The following is a 23,429-nucleotide window of genomic DNA, read 5'->3' as shown; positions in this document are numbered from 1 at the left end:
TTCTTGGGCTTTTGATTTCGGTGTATTTACTCTAAAAAGGACTTCCTGGATAGCCTCTTTGCCTTTATACACTGATGTAAGAGCTATCGGATTAGCTCTATCTGCTTTGATTTTTACCAGATGGATACTCGATCTTCTGGAGTTATATACATGCCATCTCCAAGCTTAATTCCATAGGTATCATAGAATTGCTGAAAGTTCACAATCGTGCGATTAACCCGAATTTTAGCGGCTGAATGTACATCGTTTTTGCTCAGGTACGCTGCAAATTCTTTTGTGGTTGTGGATTTCCATATTTCTGCATTGTTTTCGAAATATGCTTTATAATCCGGATTACTCATTTTGGATACAACTTGTAGTGAAGCCGCCATTCCACCTAAATCAGCGACATTCTCACTTAGTGTAAGCTGACCGTCGTTCAACACACCCGGGATAATCTCAATTTCGTTATAGAACTCAATCAGTTCCTGGTTTTTCTCTTCGAATTTCTTAAAGTCCTCTTCTGTCCACCAGTTATTTGCATTTCCATTTTCGTCGTATGCTGATCCGTTGTTATCAAATGCATGGCTGATTTCATGGCCTATGACCATGCCAATGGCACCATAGTTTGCTTCAGGTTTAGCGTTAATATCATAGAAAGGCGCTTGAAGAATACCGGCAGGGAACGTAATTTCGTTATTAAAAGGATTGTAGAAAGCATTTACGGTATATACGCTTGTACCCCATTGCAATCTATCCACCGGTTTTCCTAGCTCGGCTTTCACGTTATCAATGTATGCTTTGTTTACTGTCAAGGTATTAGAGAACAGCGAACCACCTTCGTCATATGTCTTGATCGCTACTTTATCTAATGTCGTATCCCACTTATCTGGGTAACCGATCTTAACAATCATCGTATCCAGCTTTTTAATTGCTTTAGCTTTTGTTGTTTCTGACATCCAATCAAGAGCTTTGATTCTCTCCTCATACGTAGCAATTAACTTCTCTACCATTTGCTCAACATCTTTTTTAGCTTCTGGTGAAAAATGTTTCTCGGCAAACATTTGCTCCAAATATCCGCCCATTGTACCAGTTGTCTTGGCTACTGCGACTTCCTTATCTGTTTTTTCTCCTGTAACGCCATATAACGTTGCGTCAAACTCTTTGGCAGCATCTTCGAAATCATCTGACAACAAACCGCCTGCTGCCATAAGCAGGTGCACTTTGGAGTAAGTTTTAAGCGCATTAAGATTAGTTTCAGTCAAGAGTTCAGCACCTTTTTGCGCCAGCTTCACATCGAATACGATCACTTTATCAGTACTGTCGACTTTCATCGATTTCAAGACTTGTTTCATATCTACTGTTTTGAACATGTCATCGAATTGTTCAATTGTATACGGATTATAGTATTTATTGACATCGCCTTGTTCATGAGGTTCAAGCGATACGGAAGCTAAGTTTTTCTCCATTTCGTAAACATTCTCGGCAAGTGCTTTCGCTGCAGACTCTTTCTCGCCCGATAACTCAAGAAGTCTGGCCATATATTGAATATAGGCTTTTTTCGCTTTCGAGTCTTCCGTGTCAAAGCTGTTCTTATCCAGACCTGTAGCTAATCCAGCGTAATACAAAGCATTTTCACTGCTGTTCTTTGCATCGTTCATGATTGCAAAGCTGAATAATGAGCTTTGACCCGAATCCTTCTCCAGGGTAAGATCAGCTTGAATAAGTTCATCAAGCGTTTTAGCCTCGTCAATTGCCTTTACATATTTTTGAATAGGTTCAATCCCTTGTTTATTTCTATTTTTCTTATCCAACGCCGTCGAATAGAAGTCGGTAATTTTCTGTTCTTTTGTTCCTTCTGCGAATTGTTTGCCAACGAGCTCATCTATTATTTTTTCTATTTTATCGTTATTTTGCTTATGCAGCTCGGAAAATACGCCGCCCATGATTTCTCCATCCGGAATTGTCGATTTATTTAACCATTCCTTATTGATTGCTTCATAAAAATCGTCATTTAAACGGGAGCCTTTAAGCGTCCACACTCTGGCGATGATTTTTTGGAACTCATTGATCGTAATATTGTCATTTGCGCCTAATGTGCCGTCAGGTTTGCCAGTCAGTACGCCTGCTTTTGCAAGTTTATCGATATCTTTTTTAGCCCAAGCTGGCACATCGGTGAACTCGACATCAAATGTTCCGCTGCGCAGATCATTTCCAACAGGCTCTGGTAATTCGCCGAATGCCCTACTCAACATGACTAAAGCTTCAATCTTCTTAGCCGGCTCATTCTCTCTTAAATCTTCGTTTTTAGAGCCTTGCATAATGGATTCTTTATTAATTCCTGGTTGATAAGCATCTGCTGCCACCAACAAGGTTTTAACGATTTCTCCTCTTGTCGCTGGTGGCGACATTTCATCGGCAAATGCCGATACGCTAACTGATAGGACCATTATTATGGCCATGAGTAAGGATAAAACCTTCTTTTTCATCTTCATTCTCCTTTATAGTAGATTTGTATAAATAAAGATAAATGGGTGTAATTTAGTATTTCTACCATTTGAATACCATTATAGTTGATTTATTTCAGTTTGAAAATATGTAAGGAGATTTTTCATTTTCAAGAGAGCATTGTCTAGTCTAGCGCTTTTAAGCTAGAGCGGTACCACTAGTAAGATCACTTTTTGGTTAAATAAAATCCACCTCTGCTAAAGTTAAATATGAGGAAATGTGGCGAGTATTTAAGGATTGAAAGGTAAGCACAAAATCGATTCCGGACGCAATTATGCCGAGACAATTGATTTCAAAGCAACATGTGTGCTCGTTAATAATAAAGAATGATAATTGGTAATAACGTTTGATAAAAATCACCTCTTTAGTTATTCTTGGAGGTGATTTTTAATGTATATTTATGTTAAAATTGATGTTTATCTTGTGAAAAAATGTACTTGAACTAACGAAGAAGGTTAGTGCAATAAAGGTACTTTACTGATTATCTATATTGTTTATAGATAATAAAAAAATATACTTAGCTATATAGTGAATAATTTTAACTTCTTTCGCACAGACAAATTTTTTGTTGCTGCCGCTTCGCTTTCGCGCAGAAAACATTTATTGGCCCAAAGCCGATTCCAGACGCAATTTTGACGAAGCATAATTGATCTGTATAGAAGTAAAGGGGAAAATATGAGAAAAAAAGTTATTTTATCATTAATGTTAATGACATTTCTTTCTGCTGTAGAAGGAACAATTATTAGTACAGCAATCCCCCGTATAACGAGTGATTTGTCAGGCGTCGAACTTGTTAGTTGGGTATATGCAATTTATATGCTAGCCACAGCCGTTTCGACTCCAATATACGGGAAACTGGCTGATTTATTCGGTCGTAAAAAAGTTTTACTGATTGGAGCTACGATATTTTTAGTCGGCTCTGCACTTTGCGGTGTTGTTACATCGATGGAACAGCTCATCGTCTTTCGTGCCCTTCAAGGTCTAGGTGCTGGCGCTATTTTGCCAATAACAATGACAATCATGGGTGACTTATATAGCGAAGTGAAAGACCGTGCAAAAGCACAGGGTTGGATTAGTGCTGTTTGGGGCGTCTCTGGTGTAATCGGACCATTAGTTGGAGGATTTTTAGTTGATTCTCTCTCTTGGCGCTACATCTTCTTCTTAAACGTTCCATTTGGAATTATCGCTTGCTTAATGATTGTAATTTATTATAAAGAATCTATTAAACCTGCTAAGCACCATATCGACTATCTTGGAGCGACGGTATTTTCATTAAGTACAATCGCGCTACTATACGCGTTATTAACAGGTAGCAGTCAGCAAAATTGGGGGGACATTACAATTATTGGCCTTTTAATCTTTGCAGCTGTTGCATTTATTATTTTCTTATTCATTGAGAGAAAATCTCCGGAACCATTAATTCCGCTAGCACTTTTCTCTAATCGTACATTATCTATTATAAACATATTAACTCTTATTTCTGGTGCAATGATTATTAGTATTACAATGTATCTTCCGATTTGGAGCCAAGGTGTATTAGGAAAAAATGCGACAGAGGCCGGACTCGTTTTAATGCCACTTCCTGTTATGTGGACATTTGGCACTATTTTTTCTGGGAAATTAATTGATTACTTAAAAACGAAACAAATCATTCTACTTGGAGCTAGCATTCTTTCAATTGCTGCCTTTTCACTATTTACTTTGTCAACAAATTCACCAGCATTCCTTATTTATGTTGCAGTTGGATTATTCGGCTTAGGAATGGGGCTTATTGTACCTATTTATATGGTAACAATTCAATCAGCTGTTCCAGCCCATACGCGAGGGACGGCAATTGGCTTAAACACATTTATCAATACGTTTAGTCAAACATTAGGTGCTGCAGTTTTCGGGGCAATTTTCAACACGATGATTCATGCACAGGGGATTAAAAACCTTGATCTCGTATCTTCTGGTGGACATGGAGGAACTACAGCAAACATAGTAACCAAATCACAAGAGGCATTAGCTTCAAGTGTACATTTCATTTATATGAGTACTTTTATATTAGCACTAGTAACTTTAGTAATTGTTTGGTTCTTATTAAAGCCATCCACACAAACTAGTGAGCAATAAAAACACTTTTACTTAAAAATATGGCAGTAGATAAAATGTTTTTAATTATTTTAGAAAAGCAATAATATAATTTCATATTAAAAAAGCGCGAGAAATCAATGTTTCTAAAATTGATTTCTCGTGCTTTTTTAATACATACTATTTAATCGTTCTTTACACTGTGTCGATAAATGAAAACACTACTAATTATCCCAAGTCCACCAAATAACAAAATCCATTTTTGGTTGAAAATAAGCCCATACACCAGAATTGCGCTACCAATAATTCCACTTGAAAAAGCACTGGATACCATGGATTTGTTTGTTGGTTTAGGGAATTGAATAGAGGTCCCCAGATTTTTATTTCCCCATTTACAAGCCGCATCCATGATGTTAAGTAATTTATCTAACATCTTTTTATCCCTCTTTCCTCTTAATTTTTAAATACAATGAAAGAAAAAATAGCATTGGAAAGGGCACCCAAAAAAGATAACGATGAAATTGATAAACAAACCATACCGATAACTTTTTTCGTCCTCTGTTCTCTATTCTTTTTGGATAATAAAATAAACCCTGAGATGAGCAGGACGATTGCTACAATGATATTAAACACGATGAAGAACGGTGTTGATTCTTTAAGAAAATCTATAATATTCCAAAATAAACTCATTGCTCTCCTCCTATTTTATATTTGAAATAGAGCTTCTACTCAAAGATACTTGCTACCAACTGCTTAGTCATAAATTGAAATGCAGCAAAATGGTCACAGTTCTTTGATATTCCATCTTTACTTGCAATACTAGAAAGAAGTACGGTGAAAGTTGAAAATGCTAACTTTTCCGGAACTTTTAATTTAAGATTTGCTTGTTTGATTGCAGTACGAAAAAGATTACTACTATCAAATATTAGTTTTTCTTTCATTTCCTCCGAAAGCTTACTATAAAATGCTGTGAAATCGATTGTTTTTACTTCATAAAGAAATGGTTTGCTTTCGTATTCATAGTAAAGTTGGATTATTGCTGTTTCAAAGCCGGACTTTTCAGGGCATTGTTCAATTCGTTTAATAAAATTCCCATAAATAGTTTCTTGAATGTCGTACAAAACTTCAAAAAAAAGTTCTTCCTTACTTGAATAAAAATTATAAAAAGTACCCGTTGATATTGCTGTTTTTTTGCATAATTCACCAATACTTGTTTCTTTATAACCTTGAGAAATCCAAAAAGCCATACACTCATCTTTCAATTTACTTTTAATCATAATTTTATCTTCTTCTGAAAAAACTTTTTTTCCTCTTGCCAAAGGTGAATACCTCCTTTATGAATTATTTATATGAATATTCATGTTGTATATTCATATAGTATCATCAACACGAATTCATAACAAGGGATTAATTTCGTAAATTTCATCAACTTTGGAGGAGACGATTACCTGACTAAGCCTTTTCAAGCACAAGAATTGCAAGCGCATTTTGGGCGTTATTGAGAAGAAGCGGGAGCTGGTCTTGGGCTTGCTATTGCAAATTGGATTATTGACAAACATCATGGCAAAGTAAAAGTACAAAGCGAAGTTGGAGTGGGAACATGTTTTGAAATTATTTTCCCAAAGAACGGGCGTTTATATATAGGAAAGATTACATAAACATTAGAAAAGAATCCATTTTGATTAGTCTTCTTTTCAAAATGGATTCTTTTATTTGTTGGAAGGATCACTGTGAAACAGAATCCTCAATTCTTTTAAAAATTAATAGGACTGAGCTTAATAAAAATACTACCAAATAAAATCTTTATTAGACCATCTATTACAAAAAAGATATCTAGACTAACGTTAGTAATCATTAATCCTATGAACGCATTGATGATTAAACTGATTGATAGAAAAAGCATTAATTTACCATGTACCGGAATAAAAGGTAAGAAATGAACGCCAACAGCTAAAATAATTAATAACCAGCAAGTTCTATAATCATCGGCGAAAAATTGAAAACTAATAAAAACTAAAATTGCTAATAAAAAAATTGAAAAATTAGACCACCTTTTTTGGCCGCCTGTACCAGGACCGACTGCTAATTTCTCTCGAGTTTTAGGGCTTAATTGCCAAACCATACCTAGTATATAAACGATGGCAAATGGCCAAATATTTGGATAGCCGTTATATTTTATTAATAATAAGAACATTGCTATGCCAGCAATTATTAGCCAAATCCCATTAATCTTTTGTCTGGGGTATTTGTAAGCTTGTGTTTCCATGTTCTATTCTCCATTCTTAATTTTCTACTTCCTCGAATAATAGATTTCTAAAATAATATATCAAACTGAATTATATTTTTTTGTCATAATTTGTCGATGTGTATAGGTCCAAATTAATTTGCATTGTTTTAAACCTTATAAATACTAAAAGCATTTAAAAAGACGGTACAATTTGGATTTATATACCATATTTTATTTTTTTCTTTGTATAATAAGAGCATGAATATTTCAAAATCATAGAGTGTAAAAAAGGGCAGGAGTTAAAATCAAATATGTTTGAGGATGCTGAAAAATTAATTTTTAGAACTTTAAAAAATGATGATTATCATTTCGTTCTTCGTTGGAGTAAGGACGAGAAATTTTGCGAAGCCAATGGGTGGAGAAAAAATTTAGACGAAGAAGAATTATTTAGTTGGTGGCAGTACAGTGTGAATTTGAATCGTAAGGATTTTATTCGCTTAGGAATTGAATATAAGGACAGATTAATTGGTTATGCAGATCTAGCAGAGATTCAAAACGACAGTGTTGAAATAGGTATTGCTATTGGTGAAAGTCAGTTATGGGGAAAGGGTATAGGAACTACCGTAACTCACATGTTCATAAAGTATGCGTTCGAGAAATTTGGTATTACAACATTTTATGGTGAAACACATGAAACTAATTTTCGTTCAAGAAGAATGATGGAAAAGTTAGGGTTTGAGGAAGTTAGTAGAAACGGCAGTGAAATTTATTTAAACAAGGATACACCTCTTATGCAGTATAAATTGTATCTAGAAACAGACGACACTTTGAGGATTCGCCTTCTGATATAACAAATTTATTAAGGTATGAAATGTTAAAAACGTATACCGTGAATATAAGTTGATTTCCGTTCCTGCTGGACGCCCCCTGGAAAGTGCCTAGCTGAAACGCAAATAAACCCCACGTTATGGTTAAAAGGTTAAAAATAATTTATTGACAATTCAAACAAATATACTATAATAATTATCAAGATTTGCATAACGAAAAATTGTTGATAACAATTTGGAGTATAAGAGTAAAAGTGTTGAAGAGAACTAGTAGTTTTAATGGAACTGACAGAAAGTAGCCGGTTGATGAGAGGCGCAAGGAAAGTTAAAATGAATTCATCTTGGAGCTGCGTACCGAACTTTAGTAGGCTACGACGGGTTTGCATCCGTAATCAATGCAAAGGTATCGCATTTAGCCGTACCTATTGAGAAGAGTTATGTGAGTAGCTCTTAAATTAAGGTGGTAACACGTTCATAACACGTCCTTTAGGTTTATTCCTAAAGGGCGTTTTTTTATCTTCATTCAGCAGAAGCGGGTTGTAAGATGAACGTGATGAGATTCCTTTTATAGAGGAACTCAGTCTAAGAACGTCACGTACTGTGGCAATTTATCTGTAGCGAAAGCAAAGCGTCAGCGGCAATTACGCCAGGGCGAAATTGATTTTTACTCTTATAGAACTTGCAATATTAATTCAATATTAAAGGAGTTGTATTGTATGTTTTTAAAACTAGAAGAACAATTAAAGATGATTCAAAAGGGTGTAGGTAAGAGCGTTAATGAAGAAGAGGCTTTGCTTAATAGCATCCCCACAATGTTAATTGAAATAGGGAAAGAGTCTGTACTAGATATTATTCCATCATTAATTGCTGAAGAATATATTAAAAGTAAAAGTGAGTTTATGCGATTAATGAAACAAAATGGCGTTTCTTTAAATGGGGAAAAGCTTGTGGAAGATGATACTGACATAATATTAATGAATGATGAGATTTTACAAATTGGGGAGCAACAATTTATACGATTCATAAAATAAGGGAACTAAGTTGAATTATTCGCCAATCGATAACTAAACAACTATATCATGATCCTTAAACGAGTTTTAAAAAAATCACCTTCGATATTACGAAGGTGATTCTCATTGTTATTATTTCCCTAGAACAAATTCAGCAATTTCATCTAAAATCATTTCTTTACCTAGAGGGAAGTAGCCTTTATTGACCGCATCATTTTTAATAATAAATACGTGGTTGTTCTTAACAGCATTCATGTTTTTCCAAATTGTTTCTTCTTGGAACTCTTTTAAGCGTTGAGAACCGTCACCTGTTGTAAATACGAATAGGTAATCTGGATTGTAGTCAATTAAAGCTTCTTTTTGTACTTGTACTAGTGGTTCATCCATTGGTGTACCTGGAACTGCTGGTAATTTTAAATCTTTAAAGAGTACGCTACCGTAACCATAGTCACCATATATACGGAATGCATTTGGATATGCAGCCATTTTCATGAACTTCGCATCACCAGTTTTAGCAACGATTTTATCGTGTAACTTGCTTGCCTTTTCGTCATATTGTTTGAACCATTCTTTTGTTTCTTTTTCTTTATCGAAGATTTTACCTAGTTCCTCAAACTTTGGACGCCATTGATCTAATGGAGTTTTTAACATAACAGTCGGTGCAATTTTAGATAGTTGATCATAAATTTTTTCTTGACGATCATTTATAAGAATTAAATCTGGTTTTGCAGCAGCCACCGCTTCGATGTTAATTTTGTCACCCCAAGCAGAGCCGACCGGTTTTACATCTTTTAATTGATCTGCAATATGTGGATCAATTTCTTCTTGAGACGTATTTGCAGTAATGATTGGTTTCATGCCAAAGATTAATAACTCTTCTGTTGAACCACTAAGGTCAGCAATTTTCTTTGGATTAGCAGGGATTTTAATTTCCCCCTTGGCATGTTCTACTGTACGTTCTTCTGCTTTAGCGTCTGTTTGTTTTTCTTCTTTTTTATCAGAAGAGCAAGCTGCAAATAGTATAGATGTAATAACTAATACCATTGTTAGTAATGTTAGTTTAAATTTCTTCATATTTTTGTTCCTCCCGGATAAATTGTTTGCGACCCACTGCATTCTAATGGGTGTTCAACATCTCAAGCTAAAATGAGAAGCTCAACGCCCATTAGAATGCTCTCTCTATCTATTTAAGAGAGGAAGAGTGCTCCTTCTTTTATGCTTTTATCTGTTCTAGATTATTAATTATTGTCAAATCGTAAGTTAAACAAATTGGCTTACTGTTTACAGGGCATGAAACGATTAGTGCTTCAATTTCGAATACACTTCGAAGTGTCTCACTTGTCATTACTTCATCTGGAGTTCCTTGGTGAATCAGTTTACCATCCTTTAAAGCAATCATATGATCAGAAAAACGAGAAGCATGATTTAAATCATGAATGACCATAACGATCGTACGGCCTTCTTCTTCATTTAATTTTTTCAATAACTTTAAAATTTCTAGTTGGTGAGCCATATCTAAGTATGTTGTTGGTTCATCTAATACAAGTAGGTCCGTTCCTTGAGCAAGTGCCATTGCAATCCATACTCGTTGACGTTGGCCACCTGATAAAGCTTCTGCTGAACGGTTGGAAAACTCTGTCATCCCTGTCACTTCAAGTGCCCAATGGATGTAGCGATAATCTTCTTCCTTCAGTGTTCCAAATCCATTTTGGTGTGGAAAGCGGCCATATGAAACAAGTTCAAACACAGTAAGACCCATTGGAACTTCTGCAGTCTGGGGTAAAATCGCCATTTTCTTTGCAATTTCTTTTGTTGACTGTTTTTCAATTGCCTTTCCATCAAGATAAACAGTCCCTTGTTTTGCCTTTAAAATACGAGAAGTTGTTTTTAACAATGTAGATTTCCCACATCCATTTGGTCCAATAATCGTTGTTATCTTTCCTTCGGGAATCGCCACTGATAATCCATCTATTATTAATCCTTCATTATAGCCAACGGATACCGAATCAACTGCTAAAGTTACCATCAAAAAAGACTCCTTTTACTTTGTCCTCATAAGTAAATAAATAAAATAGGGTGCACCAATAATAGAAATAACAAGACCGACTGGTATTTCTGAAGTTGTTAGTACACTTCTTGAAATTAAATCTGCAAATAGTAATAAAAAAGTGCCAATCAATGCTGCTGTAGGTAACATAATTTGATGTTTTCCTCCAACAAGACGTCTTGCCAGGTGGGGTGCCATTAATCCGATAAATCCAATGCCACCGGCAACAGCTACCGATGCACCAGCCAAACAAACGGCGATAAATAATAATTTACGTCTTTCCTTCTCTACATTTACACCAAGGCCAACCGCTGCTACATCTCCTAAATTCATTACATTCAGTACATGTGCCTTGCAAAATGCAATGGGTAGAAATATGAGCATCCAAGGTAGTACGCTTAATACAAACTTCCAATCGGTTCCCCATAAACTCCCTGCTAACCAAATAGTTGCAAAGCGAAAATCATTTGAAGTCATTTTCATCGAGAAGATTAAACTAACAGCACTAAATCCTGCTGCAACTGCAATACCGACAAGAATTAAACGAGTGGATGAAACGCCGTTCTTCCAAGCTAGCGTATAAATAATAACCGCTGCTAATAAAGCACCAACTAGCGCAAATAATGGAAGAATGAAAACTGATATTAGCGTACCGGTCCCAACTTTCCCGAAGAAAAAATAGACGAAAACAACAACTGTTAATCCAGCACCAGCATTTATACCAATAATTCCAGGGTCAGCAAGTGGATTTCTAGATAAGCCTTGCATGATAGCTCCTGATATCGCTAGCGCTGAACCAACTAAAATCGCGATAACCATTCGAGGCATACGAAATTCGAATAAAATGACAGATTGATCTTCGGCTCCTAACCCAATTAACGATTTCAATACATCTATTGGTGGTATTTTAAACGTCCCTGTATTTAAGCTAATTAAGAATACCGACACAATTAGGCAAGCTAAAATGGCTAAAACTGAAATATTCTTTTTTGTTAAGATTCTTTGCTTCATATTTTCCCTCTCCCTTCATTACGAGCTAAGTAAAGGAAGAATGGAACACCTATTAAAGCTGTAATTGCACCAATTGGCGTTTCAAATGGAGGATTGATAACACGAGATAACATATCTGCACATTCTATTAACAAACCACCTAATACTGCTGAACATGGAATGACCCATCTATAATCGGACCCGACGAGAAAACGCGTCATATGTGGGATAACAAGTCCAACGAATCCGACAGAACCTGCCATAGATACGGCTGACCCCGTTAAAACGAGCACAAGTACAGTTCCAATAAATTTAATTAAGGTTGTATTTTGTCCAAGCCCAATCGCAATTTCTTCGCCGAAACTTAAGATGGTAATGTATCTTGACATTAAAATCGCTATAACAAGACAAACAAGTCCTATCGGTAGCAACATATCAATACTTACCCATTTCACACCTGAAACGCCTCCTGCATTCCACATGCTCACTTCTTGAGCAAGATTGAAATAAAGTGCAATACTAGAAGATATGGCCCCAAGCAGTGCACTGATCGCTGCACCAGCTAACGCTAACTTCACAGGTGTGAGCCCTCCAGGTGAGGATGCACCCACACCATATACAATACTTGCACCAAATGCGGCACCAATGAATGAAGCAAGAACAAACATTATGTATGGGGAATTAGGGAAAAATGCATACGTAATTGCAATTCCAAATACCGCACCATCTGTAATACCCATTAAAGAAGGCGAGGCAAGGGGGTTTCGTGTCATACCTTGCATAATTGCTCCGGATACCGCTAGAAACGCACCAGCGACTACTCCTCCAATTGCTCTTGGAATACGAAGCTCCCAAATGACATTATGATGTGTAAGTGAATCATCGAATTGAAAAACAGCTTGCCAAACAGTCTTTAAGCTAATATCTGCCGCCCCAAATGAAATGGACATGCCCATACTTAAAGCTAATAAAATCGTACCTACTATTAAAATAATAGAAGCAATAAGCGGTCTGCTCTTAATCTTTTTCATATTCGTTTCTTGTTGTTCTATGCTCCTCGCGCTTGCTTCCATCCGTTACCATCCTAACTAACAACATATATTCGTTAAAGTGAGATTCATTCTCAATTACAGGCAAAAAAATAAAGGTTTACCTCAATTGATAATGATTCTCATAATCACTTGTCCTATTCTACATAGCACCCTAAAAGATTGTCAAACATTATTTTTAAAATATATTAATTTTGTTTATTTTTACATATTTGAATATGCTTATAAGGCTTCCATTAAGCGGATTTCAGGAGGGGAGTGTGGATAGTTAAATTATTTAAATAATAATAAATTCGAATAGAGACTATCAAAATAAAAACCAAAAGTGTTCTTGTAAAATGTGGCCGTTGAAGCATCGTTTTTTGTTTTCTTACTATAATAATTATGCATGGCTGTCCTCAAAAGGTTCTATACTTTTACAGCTTTATAATTAATCTTATAGAAGGAAATCATACAATAATCCAAGTGCTTTATAGGTTATCGCAACAAAGGTAATCTAATTTTTAAGTATTGCATAAACCCTTTGATATAAAGATATTGATGAATAATTTATAAAAATGCAATGAATTGTTATGTCAAATAATAGGGTATAGTATATTTAGAGTTTAACTTCAAAATTGAATTATTTGTTAATTTCTCTCTCATTTTACCATTAACGTGCAAAATAATGGTATGCTATATCACGATAATAGTTTATGGAGGCGGTATTATGTATTACAGTAATGGTAATTATGAGGCTTTTGCACGTCCTAAAAAACCAGTGGGTGTTGATGAGAAATCAGCGTATCTTGTTGGTTCGGGGCTAGCTTCACTTTCAGCCGCATGTTTTTTAATTCGTGATGGTCAAATGAAGGGAGAGAATATTCATATTCTCGAAGAACTAGATATCTCAGGTGGTAGCCTTGATGGTATTTTAAATCCGACAAGAGGCTTTATTATTCGCGGTGGTCGAGAAATGGAAGATCATTTTGAATGCCTATGGGATCTATTCCGTTCAATCCCATCATTAGAAGTAGAAAACGCTTCTGTTTTAGATGAATTTTATTGGTTAAATAAAGAGGATCCTAACTATTCAAAATGTAGATTGATTGAAAATAGAGGACAAAGACTTGAGGATGATGGCAAGTTTACATTATCTGATAAAGCATCTGAGGAAATGATTAAATTATTCTTTATTCCTGAAGAGAAATTAGAGGATGTAAAAATTACAGATGTTTTCTCTGAAGAGTTCTTTGAATCGAATTTCTGGCTATATTGGTCTACGATGTTTGCTTTTGAAAAATGGCATTCTGCAATGGAAATGCGTCGTTATATTATGCGTTTCATTCATCATGTTGGGGGTCTACCTGATTTATCTGCTTTGAAATTTACAAAATATAATCAGTACGAATCTTTAGTACTTCCTATGATTAAATATTTGGAAAGTCATAATGTTGATTTCCAATTTAATACTGTTGTAGAGAATGTTTTAGTTGATAAAGTTGGCGATAAAAAAGTAGCCCATACTTTAGTGTTAAAACAAAATGGTGTGAAAAAGAATATTGAGCTAACAGAAAATGAATTAGTATTTGTAACAAATGGTAGTATCACGGAGAGTACAACTTATGGTGACAATAATACGCCAGCCCCTATAAGTACTGATTTAGGCGGAAGCTGGTCACTTTGGAAAAACATCGCTTCCCAAGATTCTGATTTTGGTAAACCAGAAAAATTCTGCGATAACCTTCCAGAAGAAAGTTGGTTTGTTTCAGCAACGCTTACTACATTGGATGATCGAGTTGCTCCGTATATTGAAAAAATCAGTAAAAGAGATCCGTATGCAGGCAAGGTAGTTACGGGTGGTATTGTAACTGCTACAGATTCTAATTGGATGCTAAGCTATACGTTGAACCGACAACCGCATTTTAAAAATCAACCAAAAGACCAATTAGTAGTTTGGATTTATGGTTTACTATCAAATAAACCAGGTGATTTTATTAAAAAGAGTATCACGGAATGTTCTGGAATTGAGATCGCGCAAGAGTGGTTGTACCATATGGGTGTACCTGTAGATGAAATACCGGATATTGCGCAAAATTCTTGTAATACTATTCCATGTTACATGCCTTATATAACATCTTACTTCATGCCTAGAGCAATGGGAGATCGTCCTTTAGTTGTCCCTAATGGATCTACTAACTTAGCCTTCATTGGGAACTTTAGTGAAACAGAAAGAGATACTGTATTCACAACTGAATATTCAGTAAGAACAGCGATGGAAGCTGTTTATCAATTATTAGATATTGATCGAGGCGTTCCAGAAGTATTTGCATCTACTTTTGACATTCGTACTTTATTATCTTCAACTGCTCGTTTACTTGATGGTAAAAAATTAACAGATGTAGATGCTCCATTTATCTTAAAACAAATAGGTAAATTTGGTATTCATAAAACGAAAGATACAATCATCTATGATTTACTGAAAGAAAGTAAATTGATATAGAGATATATGCTAAAAAAGCTGATTCATAATTGAATCAGCTTTTTTACATTAAATAGTGAATTTTTTCATTTCGTCTCTTAAAGCATCAGCAATAGCATTTAGGTCTTTAGCTTTTTCAGAGACAGTCTCGATACTTTTAAGCTGTTCATTTGCGGAAGCGGAAACTTGTTCTGTTCCAGCAGAGGTTTCTACTGCAGAAGCAGATATGTTTTGTACGGCACTAATGATTTGCTCCTTGCGTTCATCCATCTCATGAGATAAATGTTTCACCTCTTGTGCCACTTCACTCGTTTGGTCTAGAGCTACCTTTATTGTATTAAAGATTTCGCTAGTATCCTTTGTAGCTTTTGCATTTTGTTCGACAATGCTAAGGCTCGTACTGATTTCCTGCACAGCACTTTTAGAAATATCCTGAATGGCAGAGATTTTATTCTTAATATCCTCAGTAGCATTAGATGTCTGTTCCGATAATTTTCGGATTTCATCCGCGACAACTGCGAAACCTTTACCGGCTTCACCGACGCGAGCTGACTCAATGGAAGCGTTTAGAGCCAATAAATTAGTTTGAGTTGCGATGTCTGTAATTGTATTAACAATACTTGATATATCAGATGAAGTTTTATCTACTTCTTGAACGATGTTGCTTACCTGTTGAGAAGATTCTCGATTCTTCTCTGACCAAATAGAGAGTTGATTGATGGTTTCTACACCTTGATTACTTAAATGATCAATATCCTCTGTCATAGAAGCAATCTTCTCTGTGTGCTCAATAACACGATCAATGTTTCCAGATAGTTGATTTAATTGTTCAGCACTTTTTTCTGTATCATGAGCTTGCTCTTCTGTAGCATTTGCTACTTCATTAATGGCTGAGCTAATTTCATCAGTCGTACGTACCGTATCTTCTGCTATTTGAATAAGAATCTTTGAGGAATCTGATAGCTCGGAGCTAGTTTTATGTATATTGACGGTAACATTCTTTAATGCCGATTGCATGCCAGAGATGCCTTTTGCCATAAGACCAATTTCATCTTGATGATGTAATAGCTTCTCTAATTCTGGATTTTCGGTAAAGTCTAAGCTAGTAGTTTGATGAATGATATTTTCAAGATTCTTAATGGCAGTAACAATGCGACCAATAATCCACCACATTAAAGCGCCTATAACGATAAAACTCACTATGCCTGTAATAATCTGATAGCCTAGTACAGAGTTTGTAATAGATTGAATACCGCTTTCAGGCACCCCAATATCAATTACTCCATAAAGCTTGCCATCTTTATATATAGGTTCCATGATGTCATATGTCCAAATACCTTGAACTTCAGCATACCATCTCGTAAATTGCTTTTTTCCGTGCTTGGCTCCATCGATTGTGTATGCATCCTCATATGTTTTTCCTAATTTCCCTTTATCACTATGCGCCACTGCTTTTGCATTGGTATCAATGACAATAGCATAAGTTACATTCTCTTGTTTTTCTTTTGACTCTACAAAATCTTGTAAAGATGAGATGGGATCATTCTCAGAATTTAATATAGTTTCAGCTTGCTTGGCGATTTCATAGACCTGTTCATTGGCTTTTTCAATTAAAACTTCTTTACTATTTTTGCCCACAATCCAAACACCTAATACGGAATTAATGACAGATGACAATAACAGCAAACTTAATGTAAAAAACAATAATCGTCGCTTAATGCTTTTGTTTTTCAAATAGTTTCCTCCTCTGAGTTTTATTGGAACTTTATGCCTATAAAAACTCAAATTTTAAGTATAGTATTATGCAATGAAACAGGAATGTCAATAATGAATTGAGAGTCTTATTACTTAAAAAGTGACAGATTAGAGTATAAAAGTCCTTTTGTTTTTCGATAACCTTGTGGATGTTAGAACAGATCGGAAATACCTATTTTCGGAGTGTAAACAGTGTTAGTTGTTTTAAATAGCCTCTCATTTAAAATTTATATTAGTAGGTAGCGACCGACTGTTATTTCGCCGGTTTCTTTTTTAGTGTAATAAAATAAAAATCGATGCAACTAACTATCAATCAAAATGCTCTAACGGTATGTAAAGAGAAAAAGAGGTGATTATATGCGATCCGAGTTTCTTGTAAAAAAAGCAAAGAAGGGAGATGGAGAAGCGTTTATACAATTAATCCGTCAATATGAAATAACGCTTTACCGGACAGCAAAACGACTAGGCTTGAAAGATGAGGACATTGCAGATCTTTTACAGGATACAATACTGACAGCGTTTGAAAAAATAGATTCTCTAAAAGAAGCAAAATATTTTAATACATGGATTTGTCGAATACTTTTAAATAACTGTTATCGCTTTATGAAGCAGGATCAACGTACTGTACCACTGGATGTGACGACATTGCATGAACTGCGACACCAAGATCAAATTTCACTTGAGCTTGATGAGGCATTAGAAAGTCTAGATGAGAGCTATCGCATTGCTTTAACGCTTTATTATGTGAATGGCCTCACGACAAAGGAAATAAGCGAATTTCTTCATGAATCAGAGGGGACGATTAAGTCGAGGATTTCCAGGGCGAAGCAATATTTGAAAAATAATTATTATGTTGAGGAGGTACATTTACTATGAAAAAATCATTAGACAACCGTTTACATGAGGAAATGAATAGAGAACAAGAACTACCGGAAATTGTGCAAAAAGTTTTTGATCGTTCATATGAAGAGATTCGTTCCAAGACAACGAAGAAAATAAAAAAGCGTTGGTTGAAGCCTATTTCAGCTGCGGCTGCATGTGCAGTGCTTGCTTCGGGTGTGATTTTGTCTAATGATACAGCGATGGCTAAACTAAAAGCATTTCTAGGTTTCCAGGAGGATGCTGGGATTGAACTTGCTAGTCAAAATGGGGAAGTACAATATGTTGGTGTATCGCAAAGTTCACAAGATGTTACGGTCACACTTGAAAATACATTTGCTGATGCCTATCGTGTAGGGCTACAAATGGAGATTTTGCCAAAGGATATAGATATAAACAATATTCAAGATGCACGAATTGAATTTCGTATTTATGATTCAACAGGTAAGGAAATTGATGCCCTTGTGTCAGATACGAAACCCCTTAAATCACCCGGCATTATGGGAGGGGCAGAAATGAAAATGCTAAAAGAGAGCAATCAGTCAATAATTTTAGAACTTCTATTACAATCTAATAAATTGGCATGGCCTTCCTTAAATAACGCACAATTAGTAATTGAAACCGTTCATTTCTATACAGAAAAAGAAGGGATTGTCACTATTAATGGAGAATGGCCATTTACATTGACACCAACGAAGGTTGTAACACAATCATTTGAAGCAGAAAAGGCTGTTGAGGGTATTCAACTTCAATCAGCAACCCTTACGAATGGCTCTATGCATGTATCTTTAATGGTCGACGCAGATCTTCACGAGGATGAAAATCAATTTTTTGAATGGGCATTAACAAACGAAAAGGGAGAGGCCTTTTATGCACGAGGAGCCAATATAGAATTGAAAGATGGGAAAACTTTTGTTAATTTAGTTTACCCTTATAGTATTTGGAATAAAGAAAAACAAATAAGCTTAAATATAAAGGGGTATGAAGAATTAATATTAATAAGTAAAGAATAATAAAGCGGACAGGAATCTATAAAACCTCTTTTTATTTTTGGATTATATGGTATAGTGTGGATTAAAATTACAGAAATACAAGGGGGGATTGTTTGATGAGAAGGTATACTTTTTTTGCATAGCAAAGGCTATTGCAATATAGGATAAATTAAATAGCCTTTGCTCTTCCTAAAAAAATATTAAATTTAGGAGTGCAATTATGAGCTATAAAAAAGCAAAGCATATTCTACCAGCTGAGTTGCTAGAGTTAATACAAGAATATGTTGATGGTGAATATATTTATATACCGCGGAGAGCAGAACATAAAAAAGACTGGGGATCCAATACTGCTACAAGAAAAGAATTGGGTGTAAGAGACTGTAATATTTATAACGATTATCTAACGGGAGCGGACACGGCTACTTTAGGTGAAAAATATTATTTGTCTTCGAAGAGTATCCAAAGAATTGTATTAAAAGAGAAAAGAAGAAGAATAGAATAGTATAAGCCAGTGTGGTTTTTGACCGCATTGGCTTATTTCCTTTTATGAAATATGTATGAGGTTTTTTCAGGCAATCTAGGCTGGGTATAATTTAATCAGCTTCTTGTGAATTTTCATCTTTAGTTTATTTTGATATTCATTCAAAAAAGGAGAGAAAAAAATGAATTTTACCAAAGTATTAGGGACCTCTTTTCCATCAGTACAAACTGAGCGCATTAAATTAAGAAAGTTGAAGTTGGAGGATGCTCCTACGTTATTCAATTATTATTCAAATGAAAATGTATATCGTTATCTTGATTGGAATGGACCAGAAACTCTAGAAAGAAGTTATGAAGTAATTAATTTTTGGAACAAAGGCTATGATGAAGGTTGGATTATTCGTTTTGCTATTGCTAACAAAGAAACCGATGAAATTATTGGTACTATTTTTTTAAGTGAATTTGAAGGCAAACGAGCTGAAATTGGTTATGAATTATCTGAAGAATATTGGCATCGAGGTATTATGTCGGAAGCTGTTAAAGCAGTATTATCAATAGGATTTGATCAGTTAGGTTTAGTAAGAATACAGGCAATTGTTACAGAGGAAAATATAGCTTCAAAGAAACTATTGTCGAAATTCAACTTTAAGGAAGAAGGTTGCTTAAGACAATTTGAATGCCATAGTGTTACTGGAGAATGTAAAGATATGTTGATCTATAGTTTGTTGCATACTGAGTTTTCGAAAAAGAATATATAAGTTTTATGGTAATTTCAGATGGATTTCCAATAAAAAATGCGACAAAAACCTATTTAATGAGTTTTGTCGCATTTTTATATTGTGGTCTATTTTTCTCTATTTTCGAAAATTCCTGTTAATAGAAATTCCAGTATGTGATAATAACCGTAAATTAAGGTAATGGGAGGGGAATAAAATGGAGAAAAATATTTTAAGTTTAAAACTAAAAAGATATCGAGAAGAAAAGGGAATCACCCAACAAGAACTAGCTGAGATTTTAGAAGTAAGTGATAAGTCTATATCCAAATGGGAACTTGGAAATGGTTATCCAAGTAAGAGAAATATGCTGAAGATATCGGAAGTTCTAGATATCAGTGTGGAAACATTGCTATTAGAGGAAAAGAACGATGATAAAGAAAAAATAAAGTTAAGTATTAATTATAGCTTAATTAGTTATATCATTATTTTTGCTGTAACTTTAATGATCAAAGGTTTGACAGGTGCAGAACAGTATCAAAACATTTTATCTAAAGATATTATTGAGATTTTAAAACTACTTGCAAGTGCATTTGTACAAAATATAGGAATTGCTTTACCACCCGCAATTATCATTGGTTTTGTTTTTTATTTTTATATTTTTCCTAAACAATCAAGAGAGTAGATTTAGATCTACTTTCTTTTTTTAAAAAAAGGCAATATAACTAATATAGAGTTATGACGCATGAGAAGGTGAGAAAATGCTGGGGAAATTTTTGAGGAGTAAAAAGAAAAATAAGGAATGGCGTGGAGGAAATTCAAACGGACGGCCTAAAGTAGCTATAAGTGAATTACAATTGCTGCATTTAAAGGATGCTGGCAAAAGTAATCGAGAAATTGCACGAATACTTCGCGTTTCGGAAGCTACTATTCGAAGACGATTGAAAGATTTAGAGGGGTGATTTTTTCTCTTTATTCGAGTCGTTATACATATTTCTTCATCTCGGGATTCCAATAAATTATAAACAAACTCTTCGGTAGGATATCATAAAGAGTTTGTTTTCCTAAATGCGGACTACAATACATATTTTTCAGAACGAGGGGTTGAGTTGCTTGGAAATATCAATTAATAGCTTACAAGAATGTGACGCAGAAGAATTGTATCAGTTCGAAAAGAACAATAGACAATTCTTTGAACAAATGGTACCTAGTCGTGGAGAAGATTATTATAATTTTGAAACGTTCAAAATAAGACATAAAGAGCTTTTAGCAGAACAACAAGAAAATAAATCAAAATTCTACTTAATAAGAGATAACTCAGGCAATATCATCGGAAGAATTAATTTAGTAGATATAGATACAACGAATGATATAGCAGAAGTCGGTTATAGAGTGGGACAAGAATATGGAGGAAAAGGAATAGGGGCTAGAGCCTTAAAGCTACTATTAGAAACAGAAATCAGTGTCAAAAAGATTAAAGCAAAAACAACAACAAATAATATTGCATCTCAAAGGATTCTTGAAAAGAATGGCTTTAAACTAGTGTGTATAGATGATGGTACGTTCGAAATGCATGGGCAAAAGTTGCAGTTTATCGATTACCTTTTGGAACTTTAAAAGCCATGGTGCCTTCTGTTAGTTTTGATGGATAGTAAAAATCCTAAGAGGGGTGGTTGAAAGACAGTGTTTAAACGAATCATGATGCTTTTTTCAATTATTACAGCGATACTTTTCTTGATCATTACGACAAGTTATATTATTCATCAAATACAATTATCAAAAGAAGATAAATTATTTACGCCAACAGGAAAAATGGTAGAAGTTAATGGACATCAAATGCATGTGTACGTAGAAGGAAATGGAGAAGAAACGCTTGTATATATGTCTGGGGGAGGCACAAGCTCACCTGTTTTAGATTTTAAATCATTATATTCATTGTTAAGCGATAAATATAAAATCGTTGTCGTTGAAAAGACAGGTTATGGCTTTAGTGACATTACAGATTCTGAGCGTGATATTGATACTATTTTACAAGAAACAAGAGAAGCTCTATTAAAATCAGGTGTTGAAGGACCATATACTTTATTTCCTCATTCTATGTCTGGTATTGAGGCATTGTATTGGGCTCAAGTCTACCCGAATGAAGTTAAAGCAATTATAGGATTGGATATGGCTGTTCCTGCTGCATATAAAGATTATGATATAAATATGCCTCTAGTTCATTTAAGTGCCTTTGCTGCTAATATTGGTTTTACTAGATGGATTCCGGGCCTTTCTGAAAGTGATGCCATCAAATATGGGACTTTGACAGATGAGGAAAAAGAATTGTATAAAGTGATTTTTTATCGTAGAACAGTAACTAAAAATATGGTGAATGAAATTAAGCATATTAAGGAAAATGCTGAAAAGGTAGGAGCGACTGATATCCCAAATGTGCCTATACTTTTGTTCTCTTCAAACGGTCAAGGGACAGGGTGGAATGAAGATGAGTGGAATGAATTTCAAAAGGAGTTCATCAGTAAACATAAAGATGGCACATTAATAAAATTAGATTGCTCACACTATATTCATGATATTGAATTTAAGCGAATAGCGGACGAATCAGAAAAATATATAGAGAGTTTAAATCATTAGGTTCATCATCAAAAGTTGTGTATGCTATTTAAAACGTATGCCCATATATAAGTTGATTGGAGTGGAGACTGGGCGACTCCTTGGGGATTAGCGTCACAGATGAGACCCTGGAGCGAGCAACGCGAGTGAAGTGGCTCATCGGACGCCCCCAGGAAGCTTTGCTCTGTGCGAAAGCGAAGCGGCAGCAACAATGTTTTATCTGCGCGAAAGCGAAGCGTCAGCGGCAAAGCGCCCAGTCGGAAAGGAAATCAACACCACACATCATGGTGAAAGGCCATAAAAATTACTAATTGTTATAGAAAAAATCAAAGTGGGGGTTTTAATCATGAAATATTTATTACAAGTTGATTTTCCAATGGACGGGCCATTCGGTGAAGAAATGTCCGAGGATTTGCAGATTTAGCGAAAAGTATTAACGAAGAGTCGGGTATGATTTGGAAGATTTGGACTGAGAATGCTGCGACTAAAGAATCCGGTGGGATATATTTATTTAAAACCAAAACAGATGCTGAGAAATATTTAAATATGCATTCAGAACGATTAACAAGTTTCGGCATTATCGATATTCGTGGGAAAATCTTCGAGGTGAATGAAGTATTATCAACGATTAATAATGCTCCAATTAAATAGTTAGCTAAAGCTAATTAGGGGTCATAAATGGCAATATTATCAGCTAAATAATTAAAAACAGAAAACATGAGATTGTGAATTAACAATCTCATGTTTTCGTTTTTTATTTTTAATAATAATTTATTACTTGCAAAATATGTCTGACGTGTATATATTGTATATAAAGTATATATAC

The 23,429-nt window shown here is 34.9% G+C and carries 22 protein-coding genes, 3 pseudogenes and 1 other annotated feature; of the genes and pseudogenes, 15 read left to right on the top strand and 10 right to left on the bottom strand.

The window, feature by feature from the left end; all coding sequences use genetic code 11:
• Window positions 1–113: 113 nt before the first annotated feature.
• A complete protein-coding gene (locus ACMZ42_RS24480) occupies window positions 114–2,468 on the bottom strand; it encodes a M13-type metalloendopeptidase (protein ID WP_415733090.1) in 2,355 nt (784 codons plus the stop codon).
• A 694-nt stretch (window positions 2,469–3,162) separates the two neighbouring features.
• Here ACMZ42_RS24480 and ACMZ42_RS24475 point away from each other — a divergent pair.
• On the top strand, window positions 3,163–4,602 hold the full coding sequence (locus ACMZ42_RS24475; RefSeq protein WP_415733089.1) for an MDR family MFS transporter: 1,440 nt from the start codon (window positions 3,163–3,165) through the stop codon (window positions 4,600–4,602).
• Between the two features lie 142 nt (window positions 4,603–4,744).
• Here the strand turns inward: ACMZ42_RS24475 and ACMZ42_RS24470 are convergent, their stop codons facing one another.
• From ACMZ42_RS24470 to ACMZ42_RS24460, 3 genes are read right to left on the bottom strand one after another with little or no spacing between them, the layout of a single operon-like run.
• A complete protein-coding gene (locus tag ACMZ42_RS24470) occupies window positions 4,745–4,993 on the bottom strand; it encodes a hypothetical protein (protein ID WP_415733088.1) in 249 nt (82 codons plus the stop codon).
• Between the two features lie 20 nt (window positions 4,994–5,013).
• Window positions 5,014–5,250, bottom strand: coding sequence for a hypothetical protein (locus ACMZ42_RS24465; protein WP_370077332.1), 237 nt, complete (start codon window positions 5,248–5,250; stop codon window positions 5,014–5,016).
• A 35-nt stretch (window positions 5,251–5,285) separates the two neighbouring features.
• Window positions 5,286–5,879, bottom strand: a complete 594-nt coding sequence (locus tag ACMZ42_RS24460) for a TetR/AcrR family transcriptional regulator (protein ID WP_370077331.1) — start codon at window positions 5,877–5,879, stop codon at window positions 5,286–5,288.
• A 96-nt stretch (window positions 5,880–5,975) separates the two neighbouring features.
• On the opposite strand from ACMZ42_RS24460, the pseudogene ACMZ42_RS24455 reads away from it, so the two are divergent.
• Window positions 5,976–6,076: pseudogene (locus ACMZ42_RS24455) on the top strand (DNA-binding response regulator); the annotation flags it as partial.
• A pseudogene (locus ACMZ42_RS24450) lies at window positions 6,072–6,218 on the top strand (ATP-binding protein); the annotation flags it as partial. The pseudogenes ACMZ42_RS24455 and ACMZ42_RS24450, both read left to right, overlap by 5 nt.
• A 95-nt stretch (window positions 6,219–6,313) precedes the next feature.
• Here ACMZ42_RS24450 and ACMZ42_RS24445 read toward each other — a convergent pair.
• Window positions 6,314–6,826, bottom strand: a complete 513-nt coding sequence (locus ACMZ42_RS24445) for a DUF6609 family protein (protein WP_415733087.1) — start codon at window positions 6,824–6,826, stop codon at window positions 6,314–6,316.
• A 272-nt stretch (window positions 6,827–7,098) separates the two neighbouring features.
• Between ACMZ42_RS24445 and ACMZ42_RS24440 the strand changes: the two genes are divergently transcribed.
• A complete protein-coding gene (locus ACMZ42_RS24440) occupies window positions 7,099–7,638 on the top strand; it encodes a GNAT family N-acetyltransferase (protein WP_415733086.1) in 540 nt (179 codons plus the stop codon).
• 224 nt (window positions 7,639–7,862) lie between these two features.
• Window positions 7,863–8,104, top strand: a binding site (T-box leader).
• 226 nt (window positions 8,105–8,330) lie between these two features.
• Entirely contained in the window at window positions 8,331–8,645 is a 315-nt protein-coding gene (locus ACMZ42_RS24435; protein WP_415733085.1) for a hypothetical protein, read from the top strand.
• Window positions 8,646–8,756: 111 nt separating this feature from the next.
• On the opposite strand, the gene ACMZ42_RS24430 is transcribed toward ACMZ42_RS24435, so the two are convergent.
• From ACMZ42_RS24430 to ACMZ42_RS24415, 4 genes are all read right to left on the bottom strand, one after another.
• Window positions 8,757–9,698 carry an ABC transporter substrate-binding protein gene (locus ACMZ42_RS24430; RefSeq protein WP_415733084.1) on the bottom strand — a complete coding sequence of 314 codons (942 nt, stop codon included), beginning with the start codon at window positions 9,696–9,698 and terminating at the stop codon, window positions 8,757–8,759.
• 139 nt (window positions 9,699–9,837) lie between these two features.
• A complete protein-coding gene (locus ACMZ42_RS24425) occupies window positions 9,838–10,650 on the bottom strand; it encodes an ABC transporter ATP-binding protein (protein WP_415733083.1) in 813 nt (270 codons plus the stop codon).
• A 15-nt stretch (window positions 10,651–10,665) separates the two neighbouring features.
• Window positions 10,666–11,682, bottom strand: a complete 1,017-nt coding sequence (locus ACMZ42_RS24420; protein WP_370077325.1) for a FecCD family ABC transporter permease — start codon at window positions 11,680–11,682, stop codon at window positions 10,666–10,668.
• A complete protein-coding gene (locus ACMZ42_RS24415; RefSeq protein WP_415733082.1) occupies window positions 11,679–12,734 on the bottom strand; it encodes a FecCD family ABC transporter permease in 1,056 nt (351 codons plus the stop codon). Before ACMZ42_RS24415 ends, ACMZ42_RS24420 begins: the two co-directional genes overlap by 4 nt.
• 685 nt (window positions 12,735–13,419) lie before the next feature.
• Between ACMZ42_RS24415 and ACMZ42_RS24410 the strand changes: the two genes are divergently transcribed.
• Window positions 13,420–15,192: an oleate hydratase gene (locus ACMZ42_RS24410; protein ID WP_415733081.1), complete on the top strand. Its 1,773-nt coding sequence runs from the start codon at window positions 13,420–13,422 to the stop codon at window positions 15,190–15,192.
• A gap of 48 nt (window positions 15,193–15,240) precedes the next feature.
• Here the strand turns inward: ACMZ42_RS24410 and ACMZ42_RS24405 are convergent, their stop codons facing one another.
• Window positions 15,241–16,905, bottom strand: a complete 1,665-nt coding sequence (locus ACMZ42_RS24405) for a methyl-accepting chemotaxis protein (protein ID WP_415733080.1) — start codon at window positions 16,903–16,905, stop codon at window positions 15,241–15,243.
• A gap of 378 nt (window positions 16,906–17,283) precedes the next feature.
• Between ACMZ42_RS24405 and ACMZ42_RS24400 the strand changes: the two genes are divergently transcribed.
• The 9 genes and pseudogenes from ACMZ42_RS24400 to ACMZ42_RS24360 all read left to right on the top strand — a co-directional run bounded on the left by ACMZ42_RS24400 (window position 17,284) and on the right by ACMZ42_RS24360 (window position 23,254).
• On the top strand, window positions 17,284–17,802 hold the full coding sequence (locus tag ACMZ42_RS24400; RefSeq protein WP_386844580.1) for an RNA polymerase sigma factor: 519 nt from the start codon (window positions 17,284–17,286) through the stop codon (window positions 17,800–17,802).
• A complete protein-coding gene (locus ACMZ42_RS24395) occupies window positions 17,799–18,818 on the top strand; it encodes a DUF4179 domain-containing protein (RefSeq protein WP_415733079.1) in 1,020 nt (339 codons plus the stop codon). The genes ACMZ42_RS24400 and ACMZ42_RS24395 overlap by 4 nt, the downstream gene beginning before the upstream one ends.
• A gap of 199 nt (window positions 18,819–19,017) precedes the next feature.
• A complete protein-coding gene (locus tag ACMZ42_RS24390; protein ID WP_370077319.1) occupies window positions 19,018–19,299 on the top strand; it encodes a CD3324 family protein in 282 nt (93 codons plus the stop codon).
• A gap of 160 nt (window positions 19,300–19,459) precedes the next feature.
• Window positions 19,460–20,035: a GNAT family N-acetyltransferase gene (locus ACMZ42_RS24385; RefSeq protein ID WP_370077318.1), complete on the top strand. Its 576-nt coding sequence runs from the start codon at window positions 19,460–19,462 to the stop codon at window positions 20,033–20,035.
• A 175-nt stretch (window positions 20,036–20,210) separates the two neighbouring features.
• Window positions 20,211–20,675, top strand: coding sequence for a helix-turn-helix transcriptional regulator (locus tag ACMZ42_RS24380; RefSeq protein ID WP_370077317.1), 465 nt, complete (start codon window positions 20,211–20,213; stop codon window positions 20,673–20,675).
• A gap of 76 nt (window positions 20,676–20,751) precedes the next feature.
• Window positions 20,752–20,952, top strand: a complete 201-nt coding sequence (locus tag ACMZ42_RS24375; RefSeq protein WP_415733078.1) for a helix-turn-helix domain-containing protein — start codon at window positions 20,752–20,754, stop codon at window positions 20,950–20,952.
• 151 nt (window positions 20,953–21,103) lie between these two features.
• A complete protein-coding gene (locus ACMZ42_RS24370; RefSeq protein WP_386844586.1) occupies window positions 21,104–21,607 on the top strand; it encodes a GNAT family N-acetyltransferase in 504 nt (167 codons plus the stop codon).
• Window positions 21,608–21,673: 66 nt separating this feature from the next.
• Entirely contained in the window at window positions 21,674–22,624 is a 951-nt protein-coding gene (locus tag ACMZ42_RS24365; protein WP_415733077.1) for an alpha/beta fold hydrolase, read from the top strand.
• 325 nt (window positions 22,625–22,949) lie between these two features.
• Window positions 22,950–23,254, top strand: a pseudogene (locus tag ACMZ42_RS24360) (monooxygenase).
• Window positions 23,255–23,429 lie beyond the last annotated feature (175 nt).

The sequence above is a fragment of the Lysinibacillus sp. NPDC056185 genome (genome assembly GCF_047737915.1).
Taxonomy (GTDB): Bacteria; Bacillota; Bacilli; order Bacillales_A; family Planococcaceae; genus Lysinibacillus.
This window is presented reverse-complemented; position numbering and strand designations above follow the sequence as displayed.

Bases quoted from the DNA above. Each gene is read 5' to 3' on its own strand.
- ACMZ42_RS24375 (WP_415733078.1), top strand. From the start codon at position 20,752: ATGCTGGGGAAATTTTTGAGGAGTAAAAAGAAAAATAAGGAATGGCGT.
- ACMZ42_RS24400 (WP_386844580.1), top strand. From the start codon at position 17,284: ATGCGATCCGAGTTTCTTGTAAAAAAAGCAAAGAAGGGAGATGGAGAA.
- ACMZ42_RS24380 (WP_370077317.1), top strand. From the start codon at position 20,211: ATGGAGAAAAATATTTTAAGTTTAAAACTAAAAAGATATCGAGAAGAA.
- ACMZ42_RS24435 (WP_415733085.1), top strand. From the start codon at position 8,331: ATGTTTTTAAAACTAGAAGAACAATTAAAGATGATTCAAAAGGGTGTA.
- ACMZ42_RS24440 (WP_415733086.1), top strand. From the start codon at position 7,099: ATGTTTGAGGATGCTGAAAAATTAATTTTTAGAACTTTAAAAAATGAT.
- ACMZ42_RS24395 (WP_415733079.1), top strand. From the start codon at position 17,799: ATGAAAAAATCATTAGACAACCGTTTACATGAGGAAATGAATAGAGAA.
- ACMZ42_RS24430 (WP_415733084.1), bottom strand. From the start codon at position 9,698: ATGAAGAAATTTAAACTAACATTACTAACAATGGTATTAGTTATTACA.
- ACMZ42_RS24470 (WP_415733088.1), bottom strand. From the start codon at position 4,993: ATGTTAGATAAATTACTTAACATCATGGATGCGGCTTGTAAATGGGGA.
- ACMZ42_RS24410 (WP_415733081.1), top strand. From the start codon at position 13,420: ATGTATTACAGTAATGGTAATTATGAGGCTTTTGCACGTCCTAAAAAA.
- ACMZ42_RS24420 (WP_370077325.1), bottom strand. From the start codon at position 11,682: ATGAAGCAAAGAATCTTAACAAAAAAGAATATTTCAGTTTTAGCCATT.
- ACMZ42_RS24445 (WP_415733087.1), bottom strand. From the start codon at position 6,826: ATGGAAACACAAGCTTACAAATACCCCAGACAAAAGATTAATGGGATT.
- ACMZ42_RS24390 (WP_370077319.1), top strand. From the start codon at position 19,018: ATGAGCTATAAAAAAGCAAAGCATATTCTACCAGCTGAGTTGCTAGAG.
- ACMZ42_RS24385 (WP_370077318.1), top strand. From the start codon at position 19,460: ATGAATTTTACCAAAGTATTAGGGACCTCTTTTCCATCAGTACAAACT.
- ACMZ42_RS24465 (WP_370077332.1), bottom strand. From the start codon at position 5,250: ATGAGTTTATTTTGGAATATTATAGATTTTCTTAAAGAATCAACACCG.
- ACMZ42_RS24475 (WP_415733089.1), top strand. From the start codon at position 3,163: ATGAGAAAAAAAGTTATTTTATCATTAATGTTAATGACATTTCTTTCT.
- ACMZ42_RS24415 (WP_415733082.1), bottom strand. From the start codon at position 12,734: ATGGAAGCAAGCGCGAGGAGCATAGAACAACAAGAAACGAATATGAAA.
- ACMZ42_RS24425 (WP_415733083.1), bottom strand. From the start codon at position 10,650: ATGGTAACTTTAGCAGTTGATTCGGTATCCGTTGGCTATAATGAAGGA.
- ACMZ42_RS24480 (WP_415733090.1), bottom strand. From the start codon at position 2,468: ATGAAAAAGAAGGTTTTATCCTTACTCATGGCCATAATAATGGTCCTA.